We start from the raw sequence: 23,405 nt of genomic DNA on the forward strand, positions 1-23,405 counted from the left end.
GCTAATTGTCAATGCGCATAAAAAGGTTATTTAATGACTCCGAATACAGCGGGTGAGCGAAAACACAATAGCGTATCCGGTCATAAGTAATACCACCCTCCATAGCCATTTGCAGCACAGACATAATCTCGCCGCCCTCGGCACCTAAAATGGCTGCGCCCAATATCTTTTTGGTTTTTGCATCAATAACAGCTTTCATAAATCCGCGGGTATCACCGGTTTCAACAGCACGGGCCACACGGGTCATAGGTAGTTTGGCTATTATTACATCCAAACCCTGTTCTTTAGCTTCTTTTTCACTTATGCCTACCCGGCCTAATTGCGGATCGGTAAACATGCAATACGGTATAGGGCGGTCCTTAGTATTGTAATTCGTTTTTTCTATCAGGTTACGGTACACAATGGTGTAATCGTTGTACGATATATGCGTAAATGCCGGTCCGCCTTTAACATCGCCCAATGCATAAATACCTTTTACGTTGGTTTCCAGTTTGTCATTTACTATGATATATCCTTTCTCATCAACTTTTACACCGGTTTTATCAAGTCTCAATGTCTCTGTATTGGGTCTACGGCCAACGGCTACCAAAACATGACTAAATTTTATTGTTCTTTCAATTCTGGCATTTTTGATAGTAGCAACAACTTTACCTTTCTGAGATTTTTCAAACTTTACAGCCTGCGAACCGGTCTGTATATCAATACCTTCCAACTCTAATATCTTCTGCATTTCGTTAGAAATATCCTCATCCTCGCGCCAAATTAATCTTGGCGATTTTTCCAGTATTGTAACCTTACTACCAAATCTGCGGAACATCTGCCCAAACTCCAGCCCTATATAATTGCCGCCAAGCACCAGTAGGTTTTTAGGCACTTTATCCAATTCTAAAATTGAGGTTGAAGTGAGATAATCAATATGCGTCAAACCCTCAATATCGGGTATAAATGTTTTTGTGCCGGTATTTAAAAACATCAAATCAGCCTTAAAAAACGCGGTCCCACCATTATTTAGTTTTACTTCTATAGTTTTAATGCCTGTAAAAATAGCTTCGCCAAATACCAGGTCGAGGTTAGTGGTTTCTTCTATAGCCTTTTGGCTGCCTGTGCGCGCGTGCATTACAATATCATCCTTGCGCTTTTTTATTTGGGCCATATTTACCTTGTAGCCCTTAACTTTAACACCAAGCGGGCCGCTATTTGCCGCCATATATGCAGCTTTAGCTGATGCTACCCAGGTTTTTGTAGGTGTACAGCCATCATTTATACAAGTGCCGCCAACCCATCGTTTTTCAATCAGCACTACCTTTTTGCCTGCTTTTGCCAGTTTTTTTGACAGGGGTAATCCCGCCTGCCCTGCACCAATTATTATTACGTCATATTGCTTTGGCTTCATGGGTTTGCGGTTTTATTTAATAAAGATAAGTTTATACTTTGATAGATTTACAATGCGCAAAAGCAGTTTTTGTTTGCCCGATTTAGTTCAGTTTTGCCGTTTGAAAGTAATAAGCACATTTTTTTGAAAGAATATTTTTAATTTATCATTAAAGGTATATCTTTGCAATCCCAAAATAAGGGAATAAACGCCCTAAAATGGCCCGTTCGTCTAGGGGTTAGGACGTTAGATTTTCATTCTAGAAACAGGGGTTCGATTCCCCTACGGGCTACAAAAATCGATGTCAAATCATTCAGAAAGCTGTAAATCCTTGATTTGCAGCTTTCTTTTTTTCGATAATCGCCATTTTATTCACCAAATGGTGTATAGTAATTCGGCAAGTCGGTGAAAGCCAATTTTATCAATGACTTTAATCATTACCTCAAACTGGATTGTGGCATTCAAAGTGTTTGAAACACCTGAAAAAGGTCGTTAATAACTACATCTTTAAACCAAAGCTTTTAAGGGATAAACCCTTCTTTGAATTTAAGTCAAAGGCAAGATTACTATTTATTTGTATATTTCTGTGGATGGTGAAAGGAACCAAGCAACTATTCAGCGCTTGCTTATAGAAGGGTGAAAACCTTTTCTTTGGTATTTTCTTTTAGTTCTACCGATGTATGCTTAAGCAGACAGTGATCTATCTGTTGTTTAAGCTCCAAGGTTGTTTTTGAGATTAATTCGGAATTACACTCTTTACAATGTATTGACTCTGATAATATACGAGATAGAGGTATGCGAACAGCAATATTCTCTTTTGATCCAAAAATAGTGCTTTTACACAAAGGGTTAAAGCAATAGCAATTTACAATTTGAGTGTTTTTCATTTCAAGATATTTTAAAATCTTAACAAATTATTTATTTTCTGTATTGGCCTGGATTGATGTAAAACCGGTACAACATGCTCATCAAACCCGCCACATTAGCATTATTTTTTGAATATGGTTGAGATAACAAAAAGCTTGCCGAACAGTGAAAAAAAGAAATGCCCAATAAAATTATTGTCGGCTGATTTGTGAAATATTAATTATATTTAACCTATTGTTATTGTATCTCGATATGTTAAAAGCATTATTCAGGGCGGGACTATTAACCCTAATACTTATAATTACAGGGTTGGCTCTATGGTTTTATACTACTATAACCATTATAATATTAATTGTTTTTGGAGTTTTTTCCTGGATTACATTTATGCTTTATACTGATCCGCCCGATGAATGGGAATAAATCAGGTTTCCGCTACTTTGCAAGAAATTACCCCTGCATTAGCAGTAAGTATAGAATTTTGTCAAATCCTCGCCTTATCCGGCTTAAATAACAGTACACCAGCTATTTTGTACTTCTCATAGTATATAGTGCAGTATTACCAACAGTCTTGTATTGTGGCAGGATACAGTATTAAATTTTAAAGGTTATATTCTTACACCTCACTTCTCTTTTAATTCGTGCAACATCATTGTTTGATTGTTAATAATAATATTTTGTGAAAACATTTTAATCAAAAACATATCAAATAAACTTTAAACAGTAATTCACTACACAATGTCTACTTAGGATAAATTTTTTTCTATTGTCTGTACCTTTGGATTATTTTACATTAAAATTTATTATTTTGATTATCAACAAGTTGTATAAAAATCATATCACTAATCTGTGCTTGGCTTATTTTTTGCATTTGCCATTGCGAAGAAATTATTTAAAGTTGAAGTTTAATTAATTATTCTTTAAAAGTATTTTATAGTATAAAGAACCGAAATTAAATTTTAAAAAATAAAATATTATTCTGCAGTTAAAAAAATACAACTCACAAAAAATTACAATAATGTTTAACACTACTTGCAACTGTTTGGGATACGAAGTATTTGCAGACAACCTTGAAAAACTAACCACAAATCATAAAACAGTTATAAATACAATCAATCAATACTCTTATTGCATGGCCGAGCAGGACGACGATTTTAAAAGTGCCTTAAAAAATTCGGACATACTGCTACCTGATGGCATAGGCATTGTTGCTGCAGCTAAATTTTTAAACGGATCTTTGCTCAGAAGAGTTACCGGCGCCGATTTACATAATTATCTATTAAAAGAATTAAATGAAAAAAAAGGGTCCTGCTTTTACCTGGGCTCATCAGTCGGCACGCTTGAAAAGATAGAAAAAAGATTAAAAAAGGAATATCCTCATATTAAAGGGCATTTTTACTCACCTCCATTTGTCAAGAGATTTACCTATGAGCAAAATCAGGAAATGATTGCCAGGGTTAATGAAGTAAATCCTGATGTGTTATTTATCGGAATGACTGCGCCAAAGCAAGAGAAATGGGCCATTACCAACAAAAAGGAATTAAATGCTAAATATATATGCTCAATAGGTGCCGTATTTAATTTTTATGCCGGCACGGTGAAAAGGCCAAATAAAGTATGGATAAGTCTTGGCCTTGAGTGGATGGGCCGTATGGTAGCCGAACCAAGAAGACTATATAAAAGATATCTGATCTATGGGCCTGTTTTCGCTTACAGACTAATTCAGGAAAAACTTAAGACAAACCACAGTTTAATACACTATTCGCCTCATGCTGCACGGAGTATAACCATGCGGCCGTTAACTTCTGATGCAAAATGTATATCATCCCATACAACCTTAGATTAATTACGATATGAAACCCAAACATGCCCCAGCCAAGTTCTCCTTTTTGTTTGTTGACCTTTTTGTTTTTAATGTTATCCATTTAATTTTAATAGCGCATATGGATAATATGATGAATATCCAGGCTCATTATTATACATTGCTAATTGTGTTTAATAATATGGGATGGCTTATTTGCTCTCACGTTGCTGGCATCTATACCCATAACAAAATATACATGTTAAAAGAATTGCTTAATCATACATTTATAACTTATCTATTTTTCGCACTCACTACCTGGTTGTTTTTTGACCTGAATTTTTTGGTAGATACAATAAACTTTGTTCTGCTTGATGTAATATGGTTCGGGCTGTTTTTACTTATAAGCCGGATGGCCATGATGTGTATTGTTAAATTTATTGAAAAGACGGGCATCTTCAGAAAACGGGTCGTTATAATTGGTAATGCAATGCATGCGTCGCCTTTGATTGAACAGCTTGAAAAAAAGCAAATTTTTTATGAGATCAAAGGTTTTTTTGGCGATAACGAGAATAACTTTAACAGTAAATATTCGTGGCTTGGTAAGATCAATGATTGTTTAACCTACGCAAAGAATAATAATATTTCAGAGATATATTCGGTTATCTCGCCTGATAAAATGCATGAGCTTTACTCGCTGGCCGATGATGCTCAGAATAATTTTATAAAATTTAAGTTCGCGCCTCATTTTAGTACACATTCAAAATATAAGTATAGTTTTGAATTTGACAATAATGACAATAATATACCTATTATTTCGCTTAACCCTGAACCTCTGGCAGAAATTTCGGGCCAACTGCAAAAACGTTCTTTTGATATTATCTTTAGTTCTTTAGTGATCGTGTTTATCCTATCCTGGCTTATACCGATTATCGCCGTACTGATCAAAATGGAATCGGAAGGGCCGGTATTTTTTAAGCAATATCGTACAGGTAAAAACAACCGGCCATTTCTATGCCTCAAATTCAGGAGCCTAAAAGTTAGTGACGATGCTGATATTAAGCAGGTAACTGAAAACGATGGGCGTTATACACGCGTCGGTAAATTTTTAAGGCGTACTAATCTTGATGAGTTCCCACAGTTTTTTAATGTGCTTGCAGGTGATATGTCGGTAGTGGGGTCAAGACCGCACATGTTAAAGCATACAGAGGATTATTCTCGTTTACATGGCAGTTATATGCAACGTCATTCTATTAAGCCGGGCCTAACAGGCTGGGCGCAGATAAATGGGTACAGGGGGGAAATTAAAGTTGATGAACAGTTGATACAAAGGGTTGAACATGACCTTTGGTATATTAAAAACTGGAATTTTTGGCTCGATATGCGGATTGTATTGCAGACGCTTTCATCTACCTTTAAAGGTGATAAAAATGCGTATTGAGACCAATCAATAAGATAAGAACATGCAGCCGGGCGGATACCAATGACACACGCAAGATATAATTAACCAGTTATTATGTCTTGCGCTTGTTTTTTTTGCAACTGTTCGTAAAGTGTTATTATATATTCCTGTAAGTGATTAATCTTTGCGCTTTGTGCGACTATTGTATCTTTAGCTTCTTTTAACTCATCCAGCAATGATTGACTTGGCTCAACCTGGGTTGAAATTAAATCAATCACACGAACGCCAAACGTTTCGGCGATTTGATTTAGCCTGGAAATATTTACATCTGTAACATCCGATTCAATTTTAGAAAATGCGGGTACCGAAATATTCAATAATTCGGCAATATCACCTTGTGACCAACCTCTTTGCTGACGCAGGGTTTTTATTCTTTTACCAATTTCAAACATCTTTGATTATCGCTCTATGCAGGAATGCATTGTTTAAATCACTAATAATTACTAAATTAAAAAACCATTAACTTAAATTTGAAACTATAGTGCTACTCTGGAAATTTCCTGAAGTAACCTTTGGTTTCTTAAATTAATCAATAGTATTTAATATATTTATCATATGGATTTTTTATATAAAATTTAACAAATGTAATAAATAATTTCCAATCCCTCCCTATTTGGACGGCTCATTATTTTCTATTATGGGTTTAATTTCTCCTTGATTTATAAAGGCATGCACAAACTTATATCCTCTAATAAATAACAAATATACGATAGAATATTTAACTAATATAAGATATATTATAATTTAAAGAAATTTATTATAATATTTTGAAGCTTTATAATGGAAATTTTAAATAAAGGCTTAATAGCTATACATCCTTATTGACGCCAATCCTCACTACATTTCCCAGCCTTACCTTATTAACACCTATCCATATCCTCCTTAATCTTTCACCAATATCCTCAAATAAACGATTCTTTTTATCTATAACGCTTAACAATGAGAATGTTATATAAAAAAGCCCTGCATAAAAATCATACCAAATTTCATTTTAAGCAAAATAAAAAAATGGCATGGCTGAATAAAAATCGTACCAAAATTTATTTTTCGAATGTGATTTTTTAAAGATAGAGTTACTTTTTTTATTTATAAATTAATATCCCTGTAACTTTTTTCTATTTTCGTCGTAAACAGCGTTAAAACTTTTAAATAATTAATAATAACTGACGAGAAAATAATAAATATAAATTTTATTTAATAGAAAAATATTTGCATTCAACAATAAATATTCTTTTTAAGCGTCTCTTAAACTATACAAAATTTCCTAATTAATATACAAGAATACAAAACCATTAAATTAATTTATTAAAATGAAGTTAAGAAATACTCTTACAAAGAAAGCCCAGGGTTTATTCAGTTCAGTGTTTATATTATCTGTTTTAGCATTTTCATCTTGCCAGAAAGATACAGGAGCCAAGCCGGCAAGCGTCCTTCAAAAAAGCCAACAAGATGCAACAGCAATAACGCCGGTAAGTACTAGCACTCAAACAACATTGCCCCAAACCACTGTTAATGCTATATCAGGTGCGGCGGCTACCTACAAAACCTCTGAGCCCATTTCTTATACAGGTGTTAATAATATCACCATCAGCGGCCTTTCAATTACTGCAGGTTCAGGGCCGGCAATATCGCTTAAAAACTGCGTTAATGTACATATTACAGCCTCTCGCTTTGTTAACGGTACAAATGTTAGCGCTGTAGGTGTATATCTATATAACTGTACAAATGTTACTATCGACAACTGTTATTTTAATAACGTGGCGAGCGGCATTTTTGCTTCAACAAGTACAGGGATATATATAACCAATAATCAAATGTTAAATATGCAGGGGCCATATCCACGCGGACAATTTGTTCAATTTGTTTCATGCTATGGAGCAGGGAACAAAATAATGTCAAATAAGTTCGAGAACATATTAGGGTCAAGTAATCCAGAAGATGCCATAAATATTTTTCAAAGTAACGGTACTTCTGCAAGCCCCATAACTATTGCCTATAACTGGATAAGGGGCGGTGGCCCTAGTAAAACCGGTGGTGGTATAGCGTTGGGCGACGGCGGTGGCAGCTATCAAACAGCTTCTGAGAATATTTTAGTGAATTCGGGCCAATACGGGATAGCTATAGCGGCCGGTACTGTAATGTCAATTTTAAACAATCAAATATATGCCGCGCAGGCACCTTTCACTAATGTCGGTACATTTGCATGGAATCAATATGCTTCAACCAGCGGATGCTCCATTACAACAATTAGCGGTAACGTGGTAAACTTTACTGCTGCGGGCGGCTATCAAAATTCAAACTGGGATGGTGGTAATTGCGGCACGATCATTGGCTGGAGCACTAATATTTGGGGGGCCAATATTACAGCGGCCATACTTCCTGCAACCATAATAACTATGCTGTAGATAATAATATATTTATCCAATAAAAAAGGCCGTTAATAACTTAACGGCCTTTTTTATTGGATAATATTTTGAAATAATTTTATCTAAATAATCGTTTATCAATTAGGTCTTCCGCTTTATCCCAACCCGCAGTATTGTAACGTCCGTACCATAAGTTGATCAGCAGCAAAGCAAGCAGCCCGGGTTTATTGTTGGGCCGCGGTGCAAGCCAGTTTAATGTTGTGTATAGTTCGCGACCCATATTTTCAAAATCCATTGTGTTTATTATTTTTAATGAATTAACCGACATTTGTTTTTTGGCAGTTTCTGGTAACTCGATAAAATCAACAATCTTTTGCTGCATTTCTGATACATTTCCCGGACTGAAACCATACCCATTGAGCCCCTCTTTTAACAATGAACCTGCCGCATTCACTTTATTGCTTAATAATATTGGTAAACCGGCTGCCATGGCCTCATTTACAACCAGGCCCCAGCTTTCGGCCCAGCTAGACAAAATTAATGCATCAGATCCATGCAGGTATTTAAGCACTTCTTCGTTTGGCATGGCGCCCAAAAAACTAACTTTTTTCAACAGATTTAATTCGGCGATTTCTTTTAATTCGTTAAGCAAAGGGCCGTCACCAATTATTAACAGCCTGTAGTTATGGTTGTTTTCTTCAACAACGCGCCAGGCCTTTAATAAATTTTCAATATTTTTTATCGGCACCAGCCTTGCCACACAAATAATTGTTTGTTTATCAAATGTCTTTTCGCCTTTATATTTAAAATGCTCATTGTCTATACAATCGTATCCGTAAAAGAAATGTATCTTTTTTTTATTTAGCAGTGCTGCATATCCTTCTTCATAATCGATTGATGGTAACCACAAAGCATCTATCTGTCGGGTAATTAAATTTTTGATCCCCTGAACTAAAATATTTCTCTTTACATCAGTAGCCTTTGCATCGTCAAACATTATAAATTTCCGTTTGTTTTTTTTCGCCCATCTCAACGCAAGGGCACCCGAGTAAAAAACTATTGATCCTGCAATAACTACATCTGGCTTAATTTCATCCAGCTTCGAAAATACTTTGTCCCTTATTTGATATTTTGTAAGTTGCTGGTTACTATTATCCGGGAAAAGACAATCCCAACATGTTTCAGTTTTGTTATATAGGTCAAACTCGTAGGGCGAACCTTTGCCAAAAAGCTCAACGGTGTAAAACTCAATATTATATGTGGCTAGAAAATTCCTTAAATAGATGATCCTTCGCTTCCAATAGGCGGGTAAGTCGGTGTGTATGATCAATATTTTCATTTTGGCTGAAGGCTTTTTATCATCGTATGCCGAAATATATTTTCTTCGTTCAGCACAGTTATAGGCCGATGAATTTAAGTTAAAGGGAATGAAATTTAGCTATGTTGGTAAGTTTTGTTTTTAGATAACAGTATGTTCTTTTTGTACCTATCATACAAAAGCGGGAACAATGTTTTTACCCAAAGCTTAACAAAAATTATAGGCAATGACAAGGGAAAATGTTCCCAGGTATAACGTAAAAATTGTTTATACCCCAAACCTTTGGGACTATATAAATATTCCACCCGCTTTTTTAAAGGTGTTCCATGCGGCAGCCAGGTCATTATATGGTCGTTATCACAACAACCGTAATATCCCGGGGCAACCCAAGCCTTAACGCCATTTTTTATACCAGTTAATGTATAATCATAATCGGCTATCCCATGAGTGTATAATTCTGATAAAATGCCTATCTTTTTTACAGTTGCCTTATCAACCAGCATAATATTGGCATTGCCAATTTCGCAAGCCTGCAGTTTTGTATTATCGGGCCTCAGGAATACGGCGTTTCCTGTAATTTTATTGGTTAGCTTTAAGCCGCCATAAGTTATATACTGCGAAGATCCGTCTAAAACGGTACCCATTATTATATTTTCTTTATAATTTGATAAGCTGCGGGCCGCCATCAAATTTTTAACTGCATCCGGCTTGAGCACAACATCATCATTAAGCAATAAAAAGAAGTCATAATCTTCCTTAGCCATTACCCTTTTCCAAAGAGTACGCATTCCGCCGGCCCAAAATAAAGCGCCCGACCCTTTTTCGATACGAACAGTGGGAAAGAAAGATTTAACATATTCGCCTGTTCCATCAGGTGAATTATCGTCTAAAAGATATACATCCAGCGTGCAACCGTCCGGAATTTCCTGGTTAACAATACTTTCTAAAAATCTGCTCGTTGTTTTTACTCTATTATATGAGCAACTTAGCGCGGCTATTTTCATGTTATTATTTTAGGGTACTATTTTTATATACTTTAAAATATCTTAATTGTTTGCAGCTATAACTTTCTTCTTTTCAGCATCTGTAAAAGTTAAGGGTGAAAATGTATGGGGCTTTTCTAAAATTGTTCTGTAAATCGATAACAGATCATTGGTTATTTTTTCCTGGTCATGCCTTAGCAGGGCACGTTCACATGCCTTTGCACCAAAACCAATTGCTTTATCATAGTTATCCTGCAACTCCATAATTGCACCGGCCATGGCATACGGATCTCCATCCTGTATTAAAATACCTTCCTTGTTGTCTTCCATTAGGCTACCGGTTCCACCAGCATTGGTAGCAATACATGGTACACCCAAAATTAAAGCCTCGCATAAGCTGTTAGGGCTATTCTCTATATGCGAAGTGGCGATATATATGTGTGAATGTAGTAAGCCCTCAATCAATTTTTGTTCGCTTATCATTCCCCCAAATTTAATATTTGCTGACACCGGGTGCTTATTGCCCTTTGATGCTATTTGCACAATCTCATCATTTAACCTTATGCCTGCAACGTGCCATTCGTAGTCAAGATTAATATTATCAAGCAAGCTGGCGCAATCCAATAAGGTTTCTAACCCTTTGTAGATATTCCCCCATATAGTAGTAAACAATTGCAGTTTAGCAGCAGGTTTAAATGACCATTTATTGGTATAAAATCCGTTTCGTAAAATTTCATCATTGTGGTAGTACCTTGCAGAGGGAGCCAAAACCTTTGTTACTCGTCTATCCCACGCGGTACGGCCTATAAAATGGTTTGAATTTCTATAGATATCCTGCTCTCTTGCCGCCATTTTTTTAAATAGCTTATAAACATGTATAAATGTTCTGGAGAAAAGGATGTTTTTAAGTTTTGAGTACTTCATTACATCAAACCAGGAAATTTTTGAAAAGAATTTATACTGGTAAACCGTAATAGTTCCCTGGATTGAAACCACCGTAGGAATATCATTATATTTTTGAACCAAACCAAAAGCGCCCTCGGTTCCGTGTATATGGATAAGATCGGGTTTAACTTCTTTTATAACCTCTAAAAGCAACTGTATATCGTGTTCAGTTTCAATGGCGTTTAACAATCGCCGTTGAATTTTGGTTAAGTTGCCATTTCTATACATTTCAATTGGGTAATAAGTGGTAGCTCCCAATTTAAATGGCGCTACTTTTTTATGATGATAGAATGCTATTGAAAGATCGACTTTATTTTGAATGTTTTTTTCAAGCGATTTTATCCAACCTATACCTTCATAATTATTATTTAAATAACCGTCACTTAAACCGGGTGATAAAGAAAACCATAAAACTTTCATATTAATTTTATTTAATTGATTATGGTGGCTTTTCATCATCCACCATAATGTACATTTATTTTATTCAGCTATAACCATTTTAGAGTTTCTTGGCCCGACAGGATCAAATTCAACTTCGCGGTTGGTAAACCAGGGCACGGAATAATGATATAAAAACAAAAAGCAAAGAATTATCGAGGTTACGAAAATGCCTTCGCCAAACCCGGAAATAAGAATAACCATTATACTGTAGATACTCAACTCGATGCTGCACGTATTTTTTTTGAAAAAAAGGTAGCATCTATACATCAAAAAGCATAAACCGATTCCGCCAAACTGTGCCATAAACGCGAATATGCCATTTGACAAGTTTAAGTGTTTGATGAGCGGTATAGTTTCATTGTAAATATTAGATACACCCCAGATCAGATTATAACCAAATACCCCGGCCAGGTACAAGATACTGGCAAACCTGTTTAATGGCATTGTTTCTCCCCGCTGAATATACCAGTCGCTTAGTGTTTGGATATTTTTCATATCATCCAAATCGTTATTATAAGTTGCCACTATCTTATCAAACATAAAAGGCATCATTGATGCCAAAACACAAAGTATTGGCCCGATAAAAAAAAACACAGTAATAAATTTTACGCCTCTTCCCCTAAAATATAATAATATTATGAAGGCAAAAGCTACATAAGTGGTTGTTGACAGTGTGGTAACTATAGCCAACATTATCCATTTGGCACGTTTATCAAAATTAAAATTATTGGTTACCAAATGCATTAAGAGCCCCAGGTTTAAAAAGAAACCAAATGCACCGGGTTCCCATGAAAAACCAGAATTGCGGATATGGTGGAGTTTTACATACGTGAAAATTAAAAAATTAACATACCCGCTAAAGTGTGGATCAGGTAAGTTGATAGCTTTCCCCAGAGCATAAACCGCGTCGCCGGCTACTAGCTGTAAACAGTATAGCGGCAAAGAAAGAATTGCGAGTTGAAAAATTACTTTGGTGAGGTAGTATATTGCCTGATCCCTTAAAACCGCGCAAAAAAGAAAACTGGTGAAGACATATTTAAACAGGAATAGAACATCATTAAGGTAATAACTGGCCGGTAAATGAATTAAGAAGACCGACCGTAGGGTGCAAAAGGTAATATATATCAGCGAAAATTTTCCGAATAATTCTACATCGCTTTTATGGAACCGTGCTTTTTTAAAACCAACCCACAAAAAAATTATATCAATTATAACCCAGCACATATTGGTAACGTCAAAAAACGAGGCCTTTGCTGAAAGAATAACAAAAAGTAAAGTGACGAAGTAATACATACCTAATTTTGTTTTGTTTCAAAAACTAATTCGGGGTTTATTAACTCTTCCTTTGGCAATTTCCGTTCTGCTTTTAATACACAAGTAATTTCCCATTTCCATACAAAAACCTGAATAAGCGACCACAGAATACTGGAGTATACCAGTGAGTTTAGTCCCCAATGAAAATACCGGATAAAAAACAGCACCACGGGCACATGTAAAATTGCGGTTGTGATAGAGACAATCGCCTGCATTTTTACTCTGCCGGTACCATTTAATACTATTGAATAGATCGAAGTGAACAGATTTACGCTGAAATAAACAACCATTGTTAAACTAAGCATAAATGGTACATGTATTTTTTCGCCCACCCATAATTTAAACACGGGTACAATTAACAATTGCTGCAAAACTATAACGGCTAAAAAAAGGCCGGCTATCCTGACCAGTTTTTTAATACTGGCCATAATCCAGATAAAGTCATTCAGCGCGAACGCATTGGTAAACGCGCTCCAGTAGGTGTTCAGGATAATGCTGAGGATTAAGCCCGCTGTTGAGAAATATTTAAATAAAAGGTTGAACAATGTAACGTCTGATCCGCCAAATTCACGGGTTATGATCAGCTCTGTAGTCGAGTAAAGGAAAACGCCGGCTATTTGTACTATAAAGAAGGCGAAACTTAGCCCGAACAACGATTTGCTCTTAGTCAGGTTTATATGTTTGAATGACGGTCTGATACGTGCATATTCAGTATGAAATAATATAATTGTATAAATCAGTAGCACAAATACAGGCAGTATGGTTTGGGCCAGGGCCAGCGCGAACATTGAACCATGCAAATATTTGCTAAAGAAGATAATGGGAATAAGGGGGACAAAGTTACATATCAATAGGATGAGGTTTGATTTATAAATTTTTTGATCGCCCTGCAGAATAGAAGAAATCGGCTTTAAAAAAAATTGCAGCAGCAGCCCGATGAAAACAGCAGCTATAGTTAATGTCAATTCTTTTTCATCAAGTTTTGTATTAAATATGGAGTTCCAATGGGCAAATTTTAAAAAAATGCCAAATAGCAACAAGATAGGAATCATTATAATCATCAAAATAGCGTATGTTGATGATACAGCAATTTTAGCCTCCTTATAATTTTTTACAGCCAAATATTCAGCTATCTTATTTCTTAGCCCGTTAGCTAAACCAATATCCAATATACTGATCCAGCCGACTGTCGAGGAAATAGCGAGCCAGACACCATACTTATTCGTATCAAGCAGTTTTAGCGAAAATGAAATGGTAAGGAACGCAATTATAATGCTTACCGCTTTTAAAAGAAAAGAAACAGCGATATTGAAATTTACCTTTGTTGTCCTTTCCTTACTCCCCTTAATTAATGAGTTGATATATTTTTTTAATTTTATCACTGTATATAATTTATTTCATCATCGCTCCTATAATTCAAACAACTACCATTCCTATGTTTAAGGAAACCGGAAATTAAGCAGACAACGTTTTACATTTTTATTTTTTATAGTAGTTTTCATATTTGAATCCTTCGCTGTCCCTGCCACCAGTTAAACCGTTAAATATGATGTTCATTTTAGGAAGCAATTCTTCTGCATGCAGTTTTTGAATAAAAGGAAATAAGGTTTTTGAGGTATGGTTATAACGAACCACGTAAAGAGTGTTACAACAATGTTTGGCAAGTGTAATAGCATCGTTAATAGAATGGACGGGAGGTGTGTCAAATAGTACATGGTCATATTCTGCTTTTAATTTTTCAACCAGGTTTCTAAATAATTCCTGGTCCAGAAGCTCAGAAAAATCATCAATAAACTCGCCACTTGAAATAATTGAAAGATTGGGGTACTGATCGCAATTTTGCACAACCTTTTGTATGTCCACTTTCCCCTTTAGATAATCAGTTAATCCCGGTGTACCGGGCAAATCAAATATTTTACTGATTTTGGGTTTATAGATATCCATTTCAAGCAAAACGGTTTTTTTAGAAGCATTTGCCAGAGCTACCGCAAGGTTGCTGCTAATAAAGCTCTTTCCTTCGTTCGCCACGCTTGAGGTTATGAGGGTTGCCGCACTTTTTGAACCCGGCGGATTGAGCGAAGTTAGCCGTGAACGTAAATGCCTAAATTGTTCGATCAATATAAAATTGTCCTTATTATTTTTATCATTAAAGATGATAGGCGATGCCAGGCGCAAAAAGCTAAATTCGGCAAGAACAGTAACGCCGGTATTTTGCTCAATTTCTTTGCGGCTGTTAACCGCGTTTTTTATAATGTCTTTTCCGTGAATAAACCCTACCGGGAAAAGTAAGCCAAACAAAAAGGCTATTCCAAACGGAATGTATTTTTTTGAAGTTTTTAACGGAAGTATATGAGCAGCATCAACTAAACGAACATTTGAAGCTGCTGAAGCATAAGTTAATGATATTTGCTCGCGCTGCTGCAGTAAATAATTATATAAAGCTGTTTTGTTTGATTGCTGGCGCCCCATCCCGGCCAGTTGATGTTCTTGCACTGGGACATTTTTTATTGAAGATTGAACAGTTGATTTAAAACCCTGTAGTGATTGCCGGGTAGTAAGCATTGAGGATTTTATGTTTTTTATATTTTCTTTAATGGCAGCTTTAAGCGCGGCAATTTGATTGTTCAATGGCTCGAACGCCGGATTTTTTTCGGGCAATGTAGCAAGCAGCCTGTTCCGCTCCAGTTGTACGTCTGATAGCTTTTGCACCAGATCAACAAGGTGCTGATCTGTAATGCCCAATGTTGATGGAACGCTGCTGTTATTACCTGATTGGTTTAAATAATCTTCTATTTTATAAATAATGTTTAGTTGGGTATTAATATCATTCAATTTTTCACCATTCTGTTGCATCTGTTGCAGGTATATCTGCGATTGTGCATTGACATCAGTTAATTCATTTTGACTGCGGTACCCCTCTATTTTGCTCTCAGCATTATTAAGCTGCCCTGAAAGCGAATCAAGCCTGTTATCAATAAATTGAAGTGTGTTTTTTGCGATCCTGTTTTTTTCGGTGACTTCAGCTTGCCTGTAAAAATAGATCAGGTGGTTTATAAAATCTTCGCCTCTTTCAACATTGTAATCGTTAACGGAAATATTGATAACAGTGGCCGGCTTTTGCTGCGCCTCTATCTTTAACGAATTCTGATAATTTAAAATGGTTGTCTCCGGGTCTTTTATTCCCACCTCGACAACGCTGTTAACGTAATGTTTAATATTATTATTTGCTGTAATACTCCAGGAGCCTATTTTATCAGTCATGACATCGCCAAAATGATGTTTTACATGGTCATTTTTATCGCCCGTGAGAATATACGTATTTGTATCAATAATTTTGAATTGGAGTTTTTGCGGTGTAATTGGTGTAGAATAGTTTAACAAATTTATTTTGATAGGGCTTATGCCATATATATCCCAATCTTTCAAAAGGCCGCGTTTTATTTTATAATTGGCCCATAGCTGGAAATAATCAACAACTTGTTTTATGATCTGGTTTGATTTTAATATCTCCATTTCATTTTCTACTACTTTTGGCGCATTCACCTGGTCTAGTTGCTGGAAATCGACTAATGATGTTTTCTCAGCAGGGGAGTTGTCCTTAATATCCTGAATTTCAAGAGTAGCCATAATTTCATAGGTAGGAGGCACATATTTATGATAAAAAAGTGCACCTGCTATTGCAATAGCAAAGGAAAAGGCAAATAGCGGCCAATAATTGCCATACCTGGCAAGCAATGTCCTCAAATTAATAACATCATTATTATCATTGGTTTGAGGGTATTTATTATTAGCTATCGATTGATTAATCATAATTTTAAATGAATAGTGGAAATTTAGCGATGATATACAAAGAATGCCGAAAGCACAACCGCGGCAATTGAAAGTGCGGTAAGGCCTAAAGTAGCACGCTTATAGTTTCGGCTAACAGAATCATATTTAGTTTTATCGGGATCTATATATATAACATCATTATTATGTAAATAATAATAGGGCGAATCAAATAGGGTTTTTTTAGTCAGATCTATATTAAAGTACATTCGTTTGCCTTCTTCTTCTCGCACCAGCAAAACATTTTTTCTGTTCGCGGTGATGTTCAGATCCCCGGCAAGGCTTATGGCTTCGGTAATATTTATCCGCTCATTCTGAATGTTGTATACATTGGGCCTTAACACATCACCAAAAACCGAGATCTTAAAATTTAAAATGCGAATATTTACTATCGGGCTTTTAAGATAGGTTAGCAGATTTACCGTCAGCACTTTAGCTGCCTCATCGGTAGTCATTCCGACAACCTTCATATTGCCCACCAATGGCAACTGCACATTGCCGTTCGCATCTACCTTAAAACCATAAACAGGATTTATAGCATCGGGGTTTGCTCCGGCAAGGCGGTTAGTGCTGGTATTAAACACTGAAGCCGCTTCCTGGTTGATACTGCTATTTACATTTATCCCCAAAATATCACCAGACTGGATTTTAAAGGGGGTATAGTTGTTAATTTTTTCTTCGTGAAAACCGGTATGATCCAAGTTTTGAAAGTACGATACGTTTTTATATCCCTGGTCTTTAAATACACTACAGGAGGAAATAAGCAGAGAAAGTGCCAATAAAGTAATTAACGTGATGTTGTTTTTCATAATAATTTAAAGTATGCCGACGTTTAATAGGCCGTTAGTTTCGGGTAGGTAACGCTATAAAATTAAGTCGGGCAGTAAGCCAAAAAAATCAAATCCTTAACGGTTAAAAAAACTATATCCCGGAAATAGTTTTTTTTAATGTGTTTTCAGGTAAGCAGGTTCTTTATCATATTGTTTCATAATAGTTGTTTAAACATAAAAATGTATTGTTCGGTTGTGGTATAGCCAGCCTTGTCATAAAATCCATATGAAGGCATATAGCGGTTCGTCATAAGCATTATCGAGCCGGTTTGATTTTCCTTTGCATATTGGTCGCAAAAGCCTATCAGTTTTTTACCATAACCCATTCGTTGCTTTTCACCTGCGATGAAAAATTCATCAATCATAAATTGTTTATCCGTCCACCAGGTTTTAGTATGGCCAAAAGTTGCGCCCACTACCTGTTCTTCGTCATACAAAACAAAACCAACAAATTGGCTGCATCCCATATATTCAGAAAGATATTGTTTCGCTTTCTCATACGTCCAGTTGTAATTCCACGGCGGCCCGTTATAGGCTTTTAAAAAAGCTGATACGCAATCACCCAGATTTTCTATTGTTACAGGTACTACCATTTTTATAAAATATTAACATTTCAGGCCGTACTTTTAAGCGGCAGTTTAATTTGTTTTTCAATAGTTTCATTATTTTTATAAGCACCATATGCACCTTTATTTTCCCGGTTTTGTGCCTTGTTATCTAAAGCATCGCCCAAAATTGCGGCAAACACGTCAACGTTTGGCTGCAGGATCATAGTTAAGTGATCGCCGGGTACATCATATAGTTTAACACCTCTCAGCGCATACTTTTTCCACCCCAAAAACTCATTATCATAAACATAATGCACGCATATTTTTGCTTTAAACAGGTAAACCTCACCATCAAAAGGCTCCATTTTATAGTTCCTGAAAGCATATAAATGCTTGTCTTTTATCTTTTTAATAAGCTGATAAAAATTCCTGGTTTCCTTTTTTAAGAAATATTTTGCTAAAAACCCGGATGAAGAATTTTTATTTTGATTTTTAAAATTCGCGATGGGATGAAGTATTGACGACTTTAAAAACGATAATAAAACAGGCATGTTCCTTTTAACCTTTTTAGGCAAAATGTAATACCAATCTTTATATTCTGATTTTTCGGCATCAGTATCAAACATTATCAGTTTTTCTACTTCTTTGCCCATGGTGGCCATTTGTTTACGTATTTCCAGTGCAACATAGCCGCCAAATGAATAACCTGCTAAAAGATATGGCCCTAAAGGATTATGCCGAATAATTTCGTTGAGATAGAATTTTGCAATATCAGGCAAGTTATCCAGCGGTTCGTCAATCCCGTTCAGTCCTGCTGCCTGTAACCCGAAAACAGGCCGGTCTTTATCCATTACAGCGGCCAGGCTGCTAAAATTAAGCACATTCAATCCCTCTCCGTGTATAATATACAACGGGGGTTTGGTTCCAGTTGGCTTAATGGGTACCAAACATGTATAGGTTGTTTCTTTTTTGTCGTTATCAATAAAATTTGCTAACGAGCGGATGCTGGGATGTTTAAAGAGAATAGCCAGCTGAAAACTCTGCCCCAGCTTTTTTTCTAGTTTTGATAAAACTTGTATTGCCATAAGCGAATGCCCGCCAAGCGCAAAAAAATTATCATCAACGCTTACGCTATTCAGGTTCATGCACTCTTGCCAAATAGCCGCTAATATTTTTTCTGTCGCGGTTTCGGGCGGTAAAAAGCCTTTTTTGTGCAATAAATTCTCTGTAAAATCCGGCAAAGCATTTCTGTCTATTTTACCATTCGAATTAAGGGGCATTTTGTCTATTTCCATCCACATGGCCGGAACCATATAATCAGGAAGTTTAGCTTTTAAGTAGGTAATTATCTGTTCCTTTTCAAATTTTCCATCAGGCACAACATAACCCATTAGCCGCTTATTGCCATCAGGTGCTTTTTTTGCTAATACAACCGCGCCTCTAACTAAATTACTTTTATTTAACACATTCTCTATTTCGCCCAGTTCAACTCTGAAGCCATTAATTTTTACCTGGTTATCCTTACGGCCCAAAAATTCCATATTAAAATCGGGCATCATCCTGCCGGTATCTCCTGTGCGGTACATCCTTCCGCCTAAATCTGTATTAAACGGGTCAGGAATAAAGGCGGCATTAGTTTTTTCAGGATCATTAGCATAACCACGCGCCACACCTGCACCCCCGATATACAGATCTCCGCTTTCGCCCACGGGGACATTTTGCAGCTGCTCATCCAGTATATAGAAAAAATTATTGTTAAGGGGTTTACCATAAGGGATACTTCGCCATCCTGGGTTCGTATCTTTTACCACATAAAAGTTCGACCAAATGGTTGCTTCGGTCGCGCCACCCAGGCTTACAAATTGAGCTTTTGGAAAAAACTTTTTTGCCCTGTCAGGCAAATCCACTGGTATCCAGTCGCCACTCAAAAACATTGTTTGTAATCCTTCATACCTATAGTTTGGCTGCTCTTGTTCAAGGTTTTGAACCAGGTAGTTTAAAGTAGTGGGAACGGAATCCCAAAAAGTGATTTTGTTATCAATCAGCATGCCTTGCAATAGTTGTACATCTTGAATTTCTTTATTCTCGGCTATAATTATTGTACCACCAACTGCAAGCATTCCAAAAATATCATAAACCGATAAGTCAAAGCACATTGAGGTAATAAATAACAGGTGGTCTTTTGCTCCGATATTAAATTGAGTATTAACCCATTGTATAAGATTTACCACGCTATGGTGTTCGATCATTACCCCTTTGGGCCGGCCGGTTGAGCCAGATGTATAAATTGTATAAGCTAATTGAGTTGAAGAAACATTCAATGAAGGATTGTTTTCGTTTAAACCTTCAGGGCTCATGAAATTAATTTTCAAAAATCGTTCCCCGCCTATAATGGTCTTTAACGGGTAATCGCTGTTTGAGATGACCATTTTTAACTTTGACTGATTGAAAATATATTCCTGCCTGTCAACAGGGTATTCAGGATCGATAGGCACATATGCGCCGCCTGCTTTCATTATAGCCAGCATGCCTATTATCATATCAAAATCGCGTGATATCAACAGCCCGATATTATCTTCGGGTAAAACACCCTCAGTTACCAGAGAATGAGCAACACGGTTAGCTAATTTATTTAATTCATCATATGTAATTTTGTTAGCTCCTTTTTGAATAGCGGTTGCCTCAGGGGTATTCAGCACCTGTTCTTCAAAAAGCCTAAAAATTGTTTTTTCTTTAGGGTATGGAACAATAGTATCGTTAAAATAATTCATGATTTATTTACTAATAGATGTATAACCTTTACATTTAAATAATCCTACGACCAATATAAATAGACTGCGTGTCATTCGTTTAAGAACATCTTATTGCTATTCATACTGATTTTTGATTAAATACCCCGAGTCTTTTAATATTTTTTCTTTATTAAACAACTCAACATCAGCATTTACCATTTCTTCAACAAGGTCTTGTAAGTTATATTTAGGCTGCCAGTTTAATTTCTGCTGGCATTTTGTAGGGTCGCCGATTAAAAGATCAACCTCAGTCGGCCTGAAATATTTAGCGTCAACAGCAACAACTATTTTACCTGTTTCCAACAAATAATCAGGATTGCTGCAACTGGCTACATATCCAACCTCATTAATACCGTCACCTCTAAATTCTACTGTGATTCCTAACACTGCAAATGCAAGCCTGATAAATTCGCGCACGGTAGTGGTAACACCGGTGGCTATAACAAAGTCGTCGGGTTTTTCTTGTTGCAATATCAGCCACATTGCTTCCACGTAATCTTTAGCATGCCCCCAGTCGCGTTGCGCATCCAGATTACCCAGATGAAGTTTGTCTTGTAGGCCCATGGCAATTTTTGCGGCCCCACGGGTTATTTTACGGGTTACAAATGTTTCTCCGCGCAGTGGGCTTTCATGATTGAACAAGATGCCGTTGCATGCAAAAAGATCGTATGATTCACGATAGTTAACGGTTATCCAGTAAGCATATATTTTGGCTACGGCGTATGGAGAGCGCGGATAAAAGGGCGTTGTTTCGCATTGCGGAACTGCCTGTACCAAGCCATATAATTCGGAAGTTGATGCCTGGTATATTTTGGTTTTCTTTCCCATGCCTAAAATTCTTACAGCTTCCAATATCCTAAGGGTCCCGATTCCGTCTACGTTCGCAGTATATTCAGGTGTATCAAAGCTTACTTTCACATGCGACATTGCACCCAAATTATAGATCTCATCAGGTTGTGTTTGCTGAATGATTCTGATAAGGTTTGTTGAATCGGATAGATCCCCGAAGTGTAGCACAAAATTCAGGTCGGGTTCATGCGGGTCCTGGTATAAATGGTCAATACGGTCTGTATTAAATAAAGAGCTTCTTCGTTTAACGCCGTGAACTATATAGCCTTTTGCTAATAAAAATTCTGCTAAATATGATCCGTCCTGGCCGGTTATTCCTGTAATTAAGGCGACTTTTTTCATATGTTTCATTTAATATAAATATTGTTTCAGTTAATAGATAAATCAATTACTTTTTCAATATAGATTAATTTAATAATTAAGCAATTGTTTTAAAATTGATGTAATTTATTTTTTTCGTGGTTGTGGCTTAATCGCTAATTATTCAAAAGTTATTGAATACCAGGTTATTAACTTATGATGGCTGCCAACAAGTGCTGCCAGCTTTTCAACTGGTTTAATTGAAACAACAAGCCGGCATATTATTTGTTAAAGTCAATAAGGATTTTTAAAAAAACTTGATCGTCAATAAATGAATACGGCCAATTGGAAATTATGCGGTAATGGCTATGGCAAATGGCCCAGGTTTGCTGCTGTTAAAACGGATATAATTCCTAATGTTTTGCCACTTGTTATCGCTACGCTTATCACGTTCTTCAGCTTTTTTTATGTCGGGTACGATAATGATCCTGGAGGAAAAGGTATGAGTACATACAGTTCATTTTATATCAGGAAAAAATCAACCAAAAATGATCCGACATACCGTATATCAAGGCCAATTGTTTTATCTAACAAGCATAATATAACTATAAGCGGTCTGGCAATAGCGGGTGGCGGCGCTCCGGCCATTACTTTAAAAAACTGCAGCAATATTCGCATAACGGGGAATAAATTATATAACTCAACAACTGTCGGGATCCATCTTTATCAATGTAAAGACATTGCTGTTGATCATAATTTTATTACCAATGTGAGTACAGGGGTATATGTTCAGCAGAACAGTGGAGGCGGTATTGTTATAACTGATAACCGGTTTTTAAATATGCTCGGCCCGTTACCCCGTGGTCAATTCGTACAGTTTAATAACGTGAATGGCCCACGCTGCTTAATAGCAAATAACGTATGCGAAAACGAAGCCGGAAAAAGTTATGCAGAAGATGCCATAAGTTTATATATGAGCAATGGTACAGCAGCAAGCCCCATGACGGTTAGAAATAACCGGATACGAGGTGGTGGCCCAAGCAAGACTGGGGGAGGCATAGCTTTGGGCGACGCGGGTGGCAGCTATCAGCTGGTTAAAAACAATGTGCTGGTTAACCCCGGGCAATATGGTATTGGGGTGGCCGGAGGAACCAATATGCAAGTTTTAAACAATAAAATTTACGCCAGGAAAAACACATTTACCAATGTGGGTATATCTGTATGGAATCAATACAAAAGTTCATGTGCCATAATTCTGGTTCGCGGAAATGAGGTGAACTGGACAAATTCAAACGGCGCATCAAACCCGGCATGGAACGGCGGCAACTGCGGGGTGGTTGAAGGATGGGATAATAATATATGGAACTCAAAAATAAGTTCCGACATTTTACC

General features: G+C 36.6%; 16 protein-coding genes and 1 tRNA gene. 5 read left to right on the plus strand and 12 right to left on the minus strand.

Annotated features, from left to right (window positions below; genetic code table 11):
• Position 1 precedes the first annotated feature (1 nt).
• Positions 2-1,393, minus strand: a complete 1,392-nt coding sequence (locus JWP71_RS07570) for a mercuric reductase (RefSeq protein WP_299498305.1) — start codon at positions 1,391-1,393, stop codon at positions 2-4.
• A gap of 199 nt (positions 1,394-1,592) precedes the next feature.
• On the opposite strand from JWP71_RS07570, the gene JWP71_RS07575 reads away from it, so the two are divergent.
• The 3 genes from JWP71_RS07575 (at position 1,593) to JWP71_RS07585 (ending at position 5,478) form a co-directional block, all read left to right on the plus strand.
• Positions 1,593-1,664: transfer RNA gene (locus tag JWP71_RS07575), tRNA-Glu, on the plus strand.
• Between the two features lie 1,590 nt (positions 1,665-3,254).
• Positions 3,255-4,082, plus strand: a complete 828-nt coding sequence (locus JWP71_RS07580; protein WP_299498306.1) for a WecB/TagA/CpsF family glycosyltransferase — start codon at positions 3,255-3,257, stop codon at positions 4,080-4,082.
• Between the two features lie 7 nt (positions 4,083-4,089).
• On the plus strand, positions 4,090-5,478 hold the full coding sequence (locus JWP71_RS07585; RefSeq protein ID WP_299498307.1) for an exopolysaccharide biosynthesis polyprenyl glycosylphosphotransferase: 1,389 nt from the start codon (positions 4,090-4,092) through the stop codon (positions 5,476-5,478).
• Between the two features lie 62 nt (positions 5,479-5,540).
• Here the strand turns inward: JWP71_RS07585 and JWP71_RS07590 are convergent, their stop codons facing one another.
• Complete coding sequence (locus JWP71_RS07590) at positions 5,541-5,891, minus strand: helix-turn-helix transcriptional regulator (protein ID WP_299498308.1); 351 nt, start codon at positions 5,889-5,891, stop codon at positions 5,541-5,543.
• 918 nt (positions 5,892-6,809) lie between these two features.
• On the opposite strand from JWP71_RS07590, the gene JWP71_RS07595 reads away from it, so the two are divergent.
• A complete protein-coding gene (locus JWP71_RS07595) occupies positions 6,810-7,904 on the plus strand; it encodes a right-handed parallel beta-helix repeat-containing protein (RefSeq protein WP_299498309.1) in 1,095 nt (364 codons plus the stop codon).
• A 79-nt stretch (positions 7,905-7,983) separates the two neighbouring features.
• Here JWP71_RS07595 and JWP71_RS07600 read toward each other — a convergent pair whose 3' ends face one another.
• The 10 genes from JWP71_RS07600 to gmd all read right to left on the minus strand — a co-directional run bounded on the left by JWP71_RS07600 (position 7,984) and on the right by gmd (position 22,055).
• Positions 7,984-9,204, minus strand: a complete 1,221-nt coding sequence (locus JWP71_RS07600) for a glycosyltransferase (protein WP_299498310.1) — start codon at positions 9,202-9,204, stop codon at positions 7,984-7,986.
• Between the two features lie 95 nt (positions 9,205-9,299).
• Positions 9,300-10,187: a glycosyltransferase family 2 protein gene (locus tag JWP71_RS07605; protein WP_299498311.1), complete on the minus strand. Its 888-nt coding sequence runs from the start codon at positions 10,185-10,187 to the stop codon at positions 9,300-9,302.
• A gap of 42 nt (positions 10,188-10,229) precedes the next feature.
• Positions 10,230-11,531 carry a glycosyltransferase gene (locus JWP71_RS07610; RefSeq protein WP_299498312.1) on the minus strand — a complete coding sequence of 434 codons (1,302 nt, stop codon included), beginning with the start codon at positions 11,529-11,531 and terminating at the stop codon, positions 10,230-10,232.
• 60 nt (positions 11,532-11,591) lie between these two features.
• A complete protein-coding gene (locus JWP71_RS07615; RefSeq protein WP_299498313.1) occupies positions 11,592-12,845 on the minus strand; it encodes a hypothetical protein in 1,254 nt (417 codons plus the stop codon).
• Between the two features lie 2 nt (positions 12,846-12,847).
• The gene (locus JWP71_RS07620) at positions 12,848-14,248 is read right to left on the minus strand and encodes an MATE family efflux transporter (protein WP_299498314.1); all 1,401 of its coding nucleotides are present in this window, start codon (positions 14,246-14,248) and stop codon (positions 12,848-12,850) included.
• A 97-nt stretch (positions 14,249-14,345) separates the two neighbouring features.
• Positions 14,346-16,676 (minus strand): tyrosine-protein kinase family protein, encoded by a 2,331-nt coding sequence (locus tag JWP71_RS07625; RefSeq protein WP_299498315.1) that lies wholly within the window; start codon positions 16,674-16,676, stop codon positions 14,346-14,348.
• 23 nt (positions 16,677-16,699) lie between these two features.
• Entirely contained in the window at positions 16,700-17,503 is an 804-nt protein-coding gene (locus JWP71_RS07630) for a polysaccharide biosynthesis/export family protein (RefSeq protein ID WP_299498316.1), read from the minus strand.
• Positions 17,504-17,679: 176 nt separating this feature from the next.
• The gene (locus JWP71_RS07635) at positions 17,680-18,117 is read right to left on the minus strand and encodes a GNAT family N-acetyltransferase (protein ID WP_299498317.1); all 438 of its coding nucleotides are present in this window, start codon (positions 18,115-18,117) and stop codon (positions 17,680-17,682) included.
• Between the two features lie 20 nt (positions 18,118-18,137).
• Entirely contained in the window at positions 18,138-20,843 is a 2,706-nt protein-coding gene (locus tag JWP71_RS07640) for an amino acid adenylation domain-containing protein (protein WP_299498318.1), read from the minus strand.
• Positions 20,844-20,939: 96 nt separating this feature from the next.
• Positions 20,940-22,055 (minus strand): GDP-mannose 4,6-dehydratase, encoded by a 1,116-nt coding sequence (gene gmd / locus JWP71_RS07645; RefSeq protein WP_299498319.1) that lies wholly within the window; start codon positions 22,053-22,055, stop codon positions 20,940-20,942.
• A 289-nt stretch (positions 22,056-22,344) separates the two neighbouring features.
• Between gmd and JWP71_RS07650 the strand changes: the two genes are divergently transcribed.
• Positions 22,345-23,405, plus strand: a 1,061-nt coding sequence (locus JWP71_RS07650) for a right-handed parallel beta-helix repeat-containing protein (protein WP_299498320.1), incomplete at its 3' end; no start/stop codon positions are given.

Source organism: Mucilaginibacter sp. (assembly GCF_028287845.1).
Taxonomy (GTDB): domain Bacteria; phylum Bacteroidota; class Bacteroidia; order Sphingobacteriales; family Sphingobacteriaceae; genus Mucilaginibacter.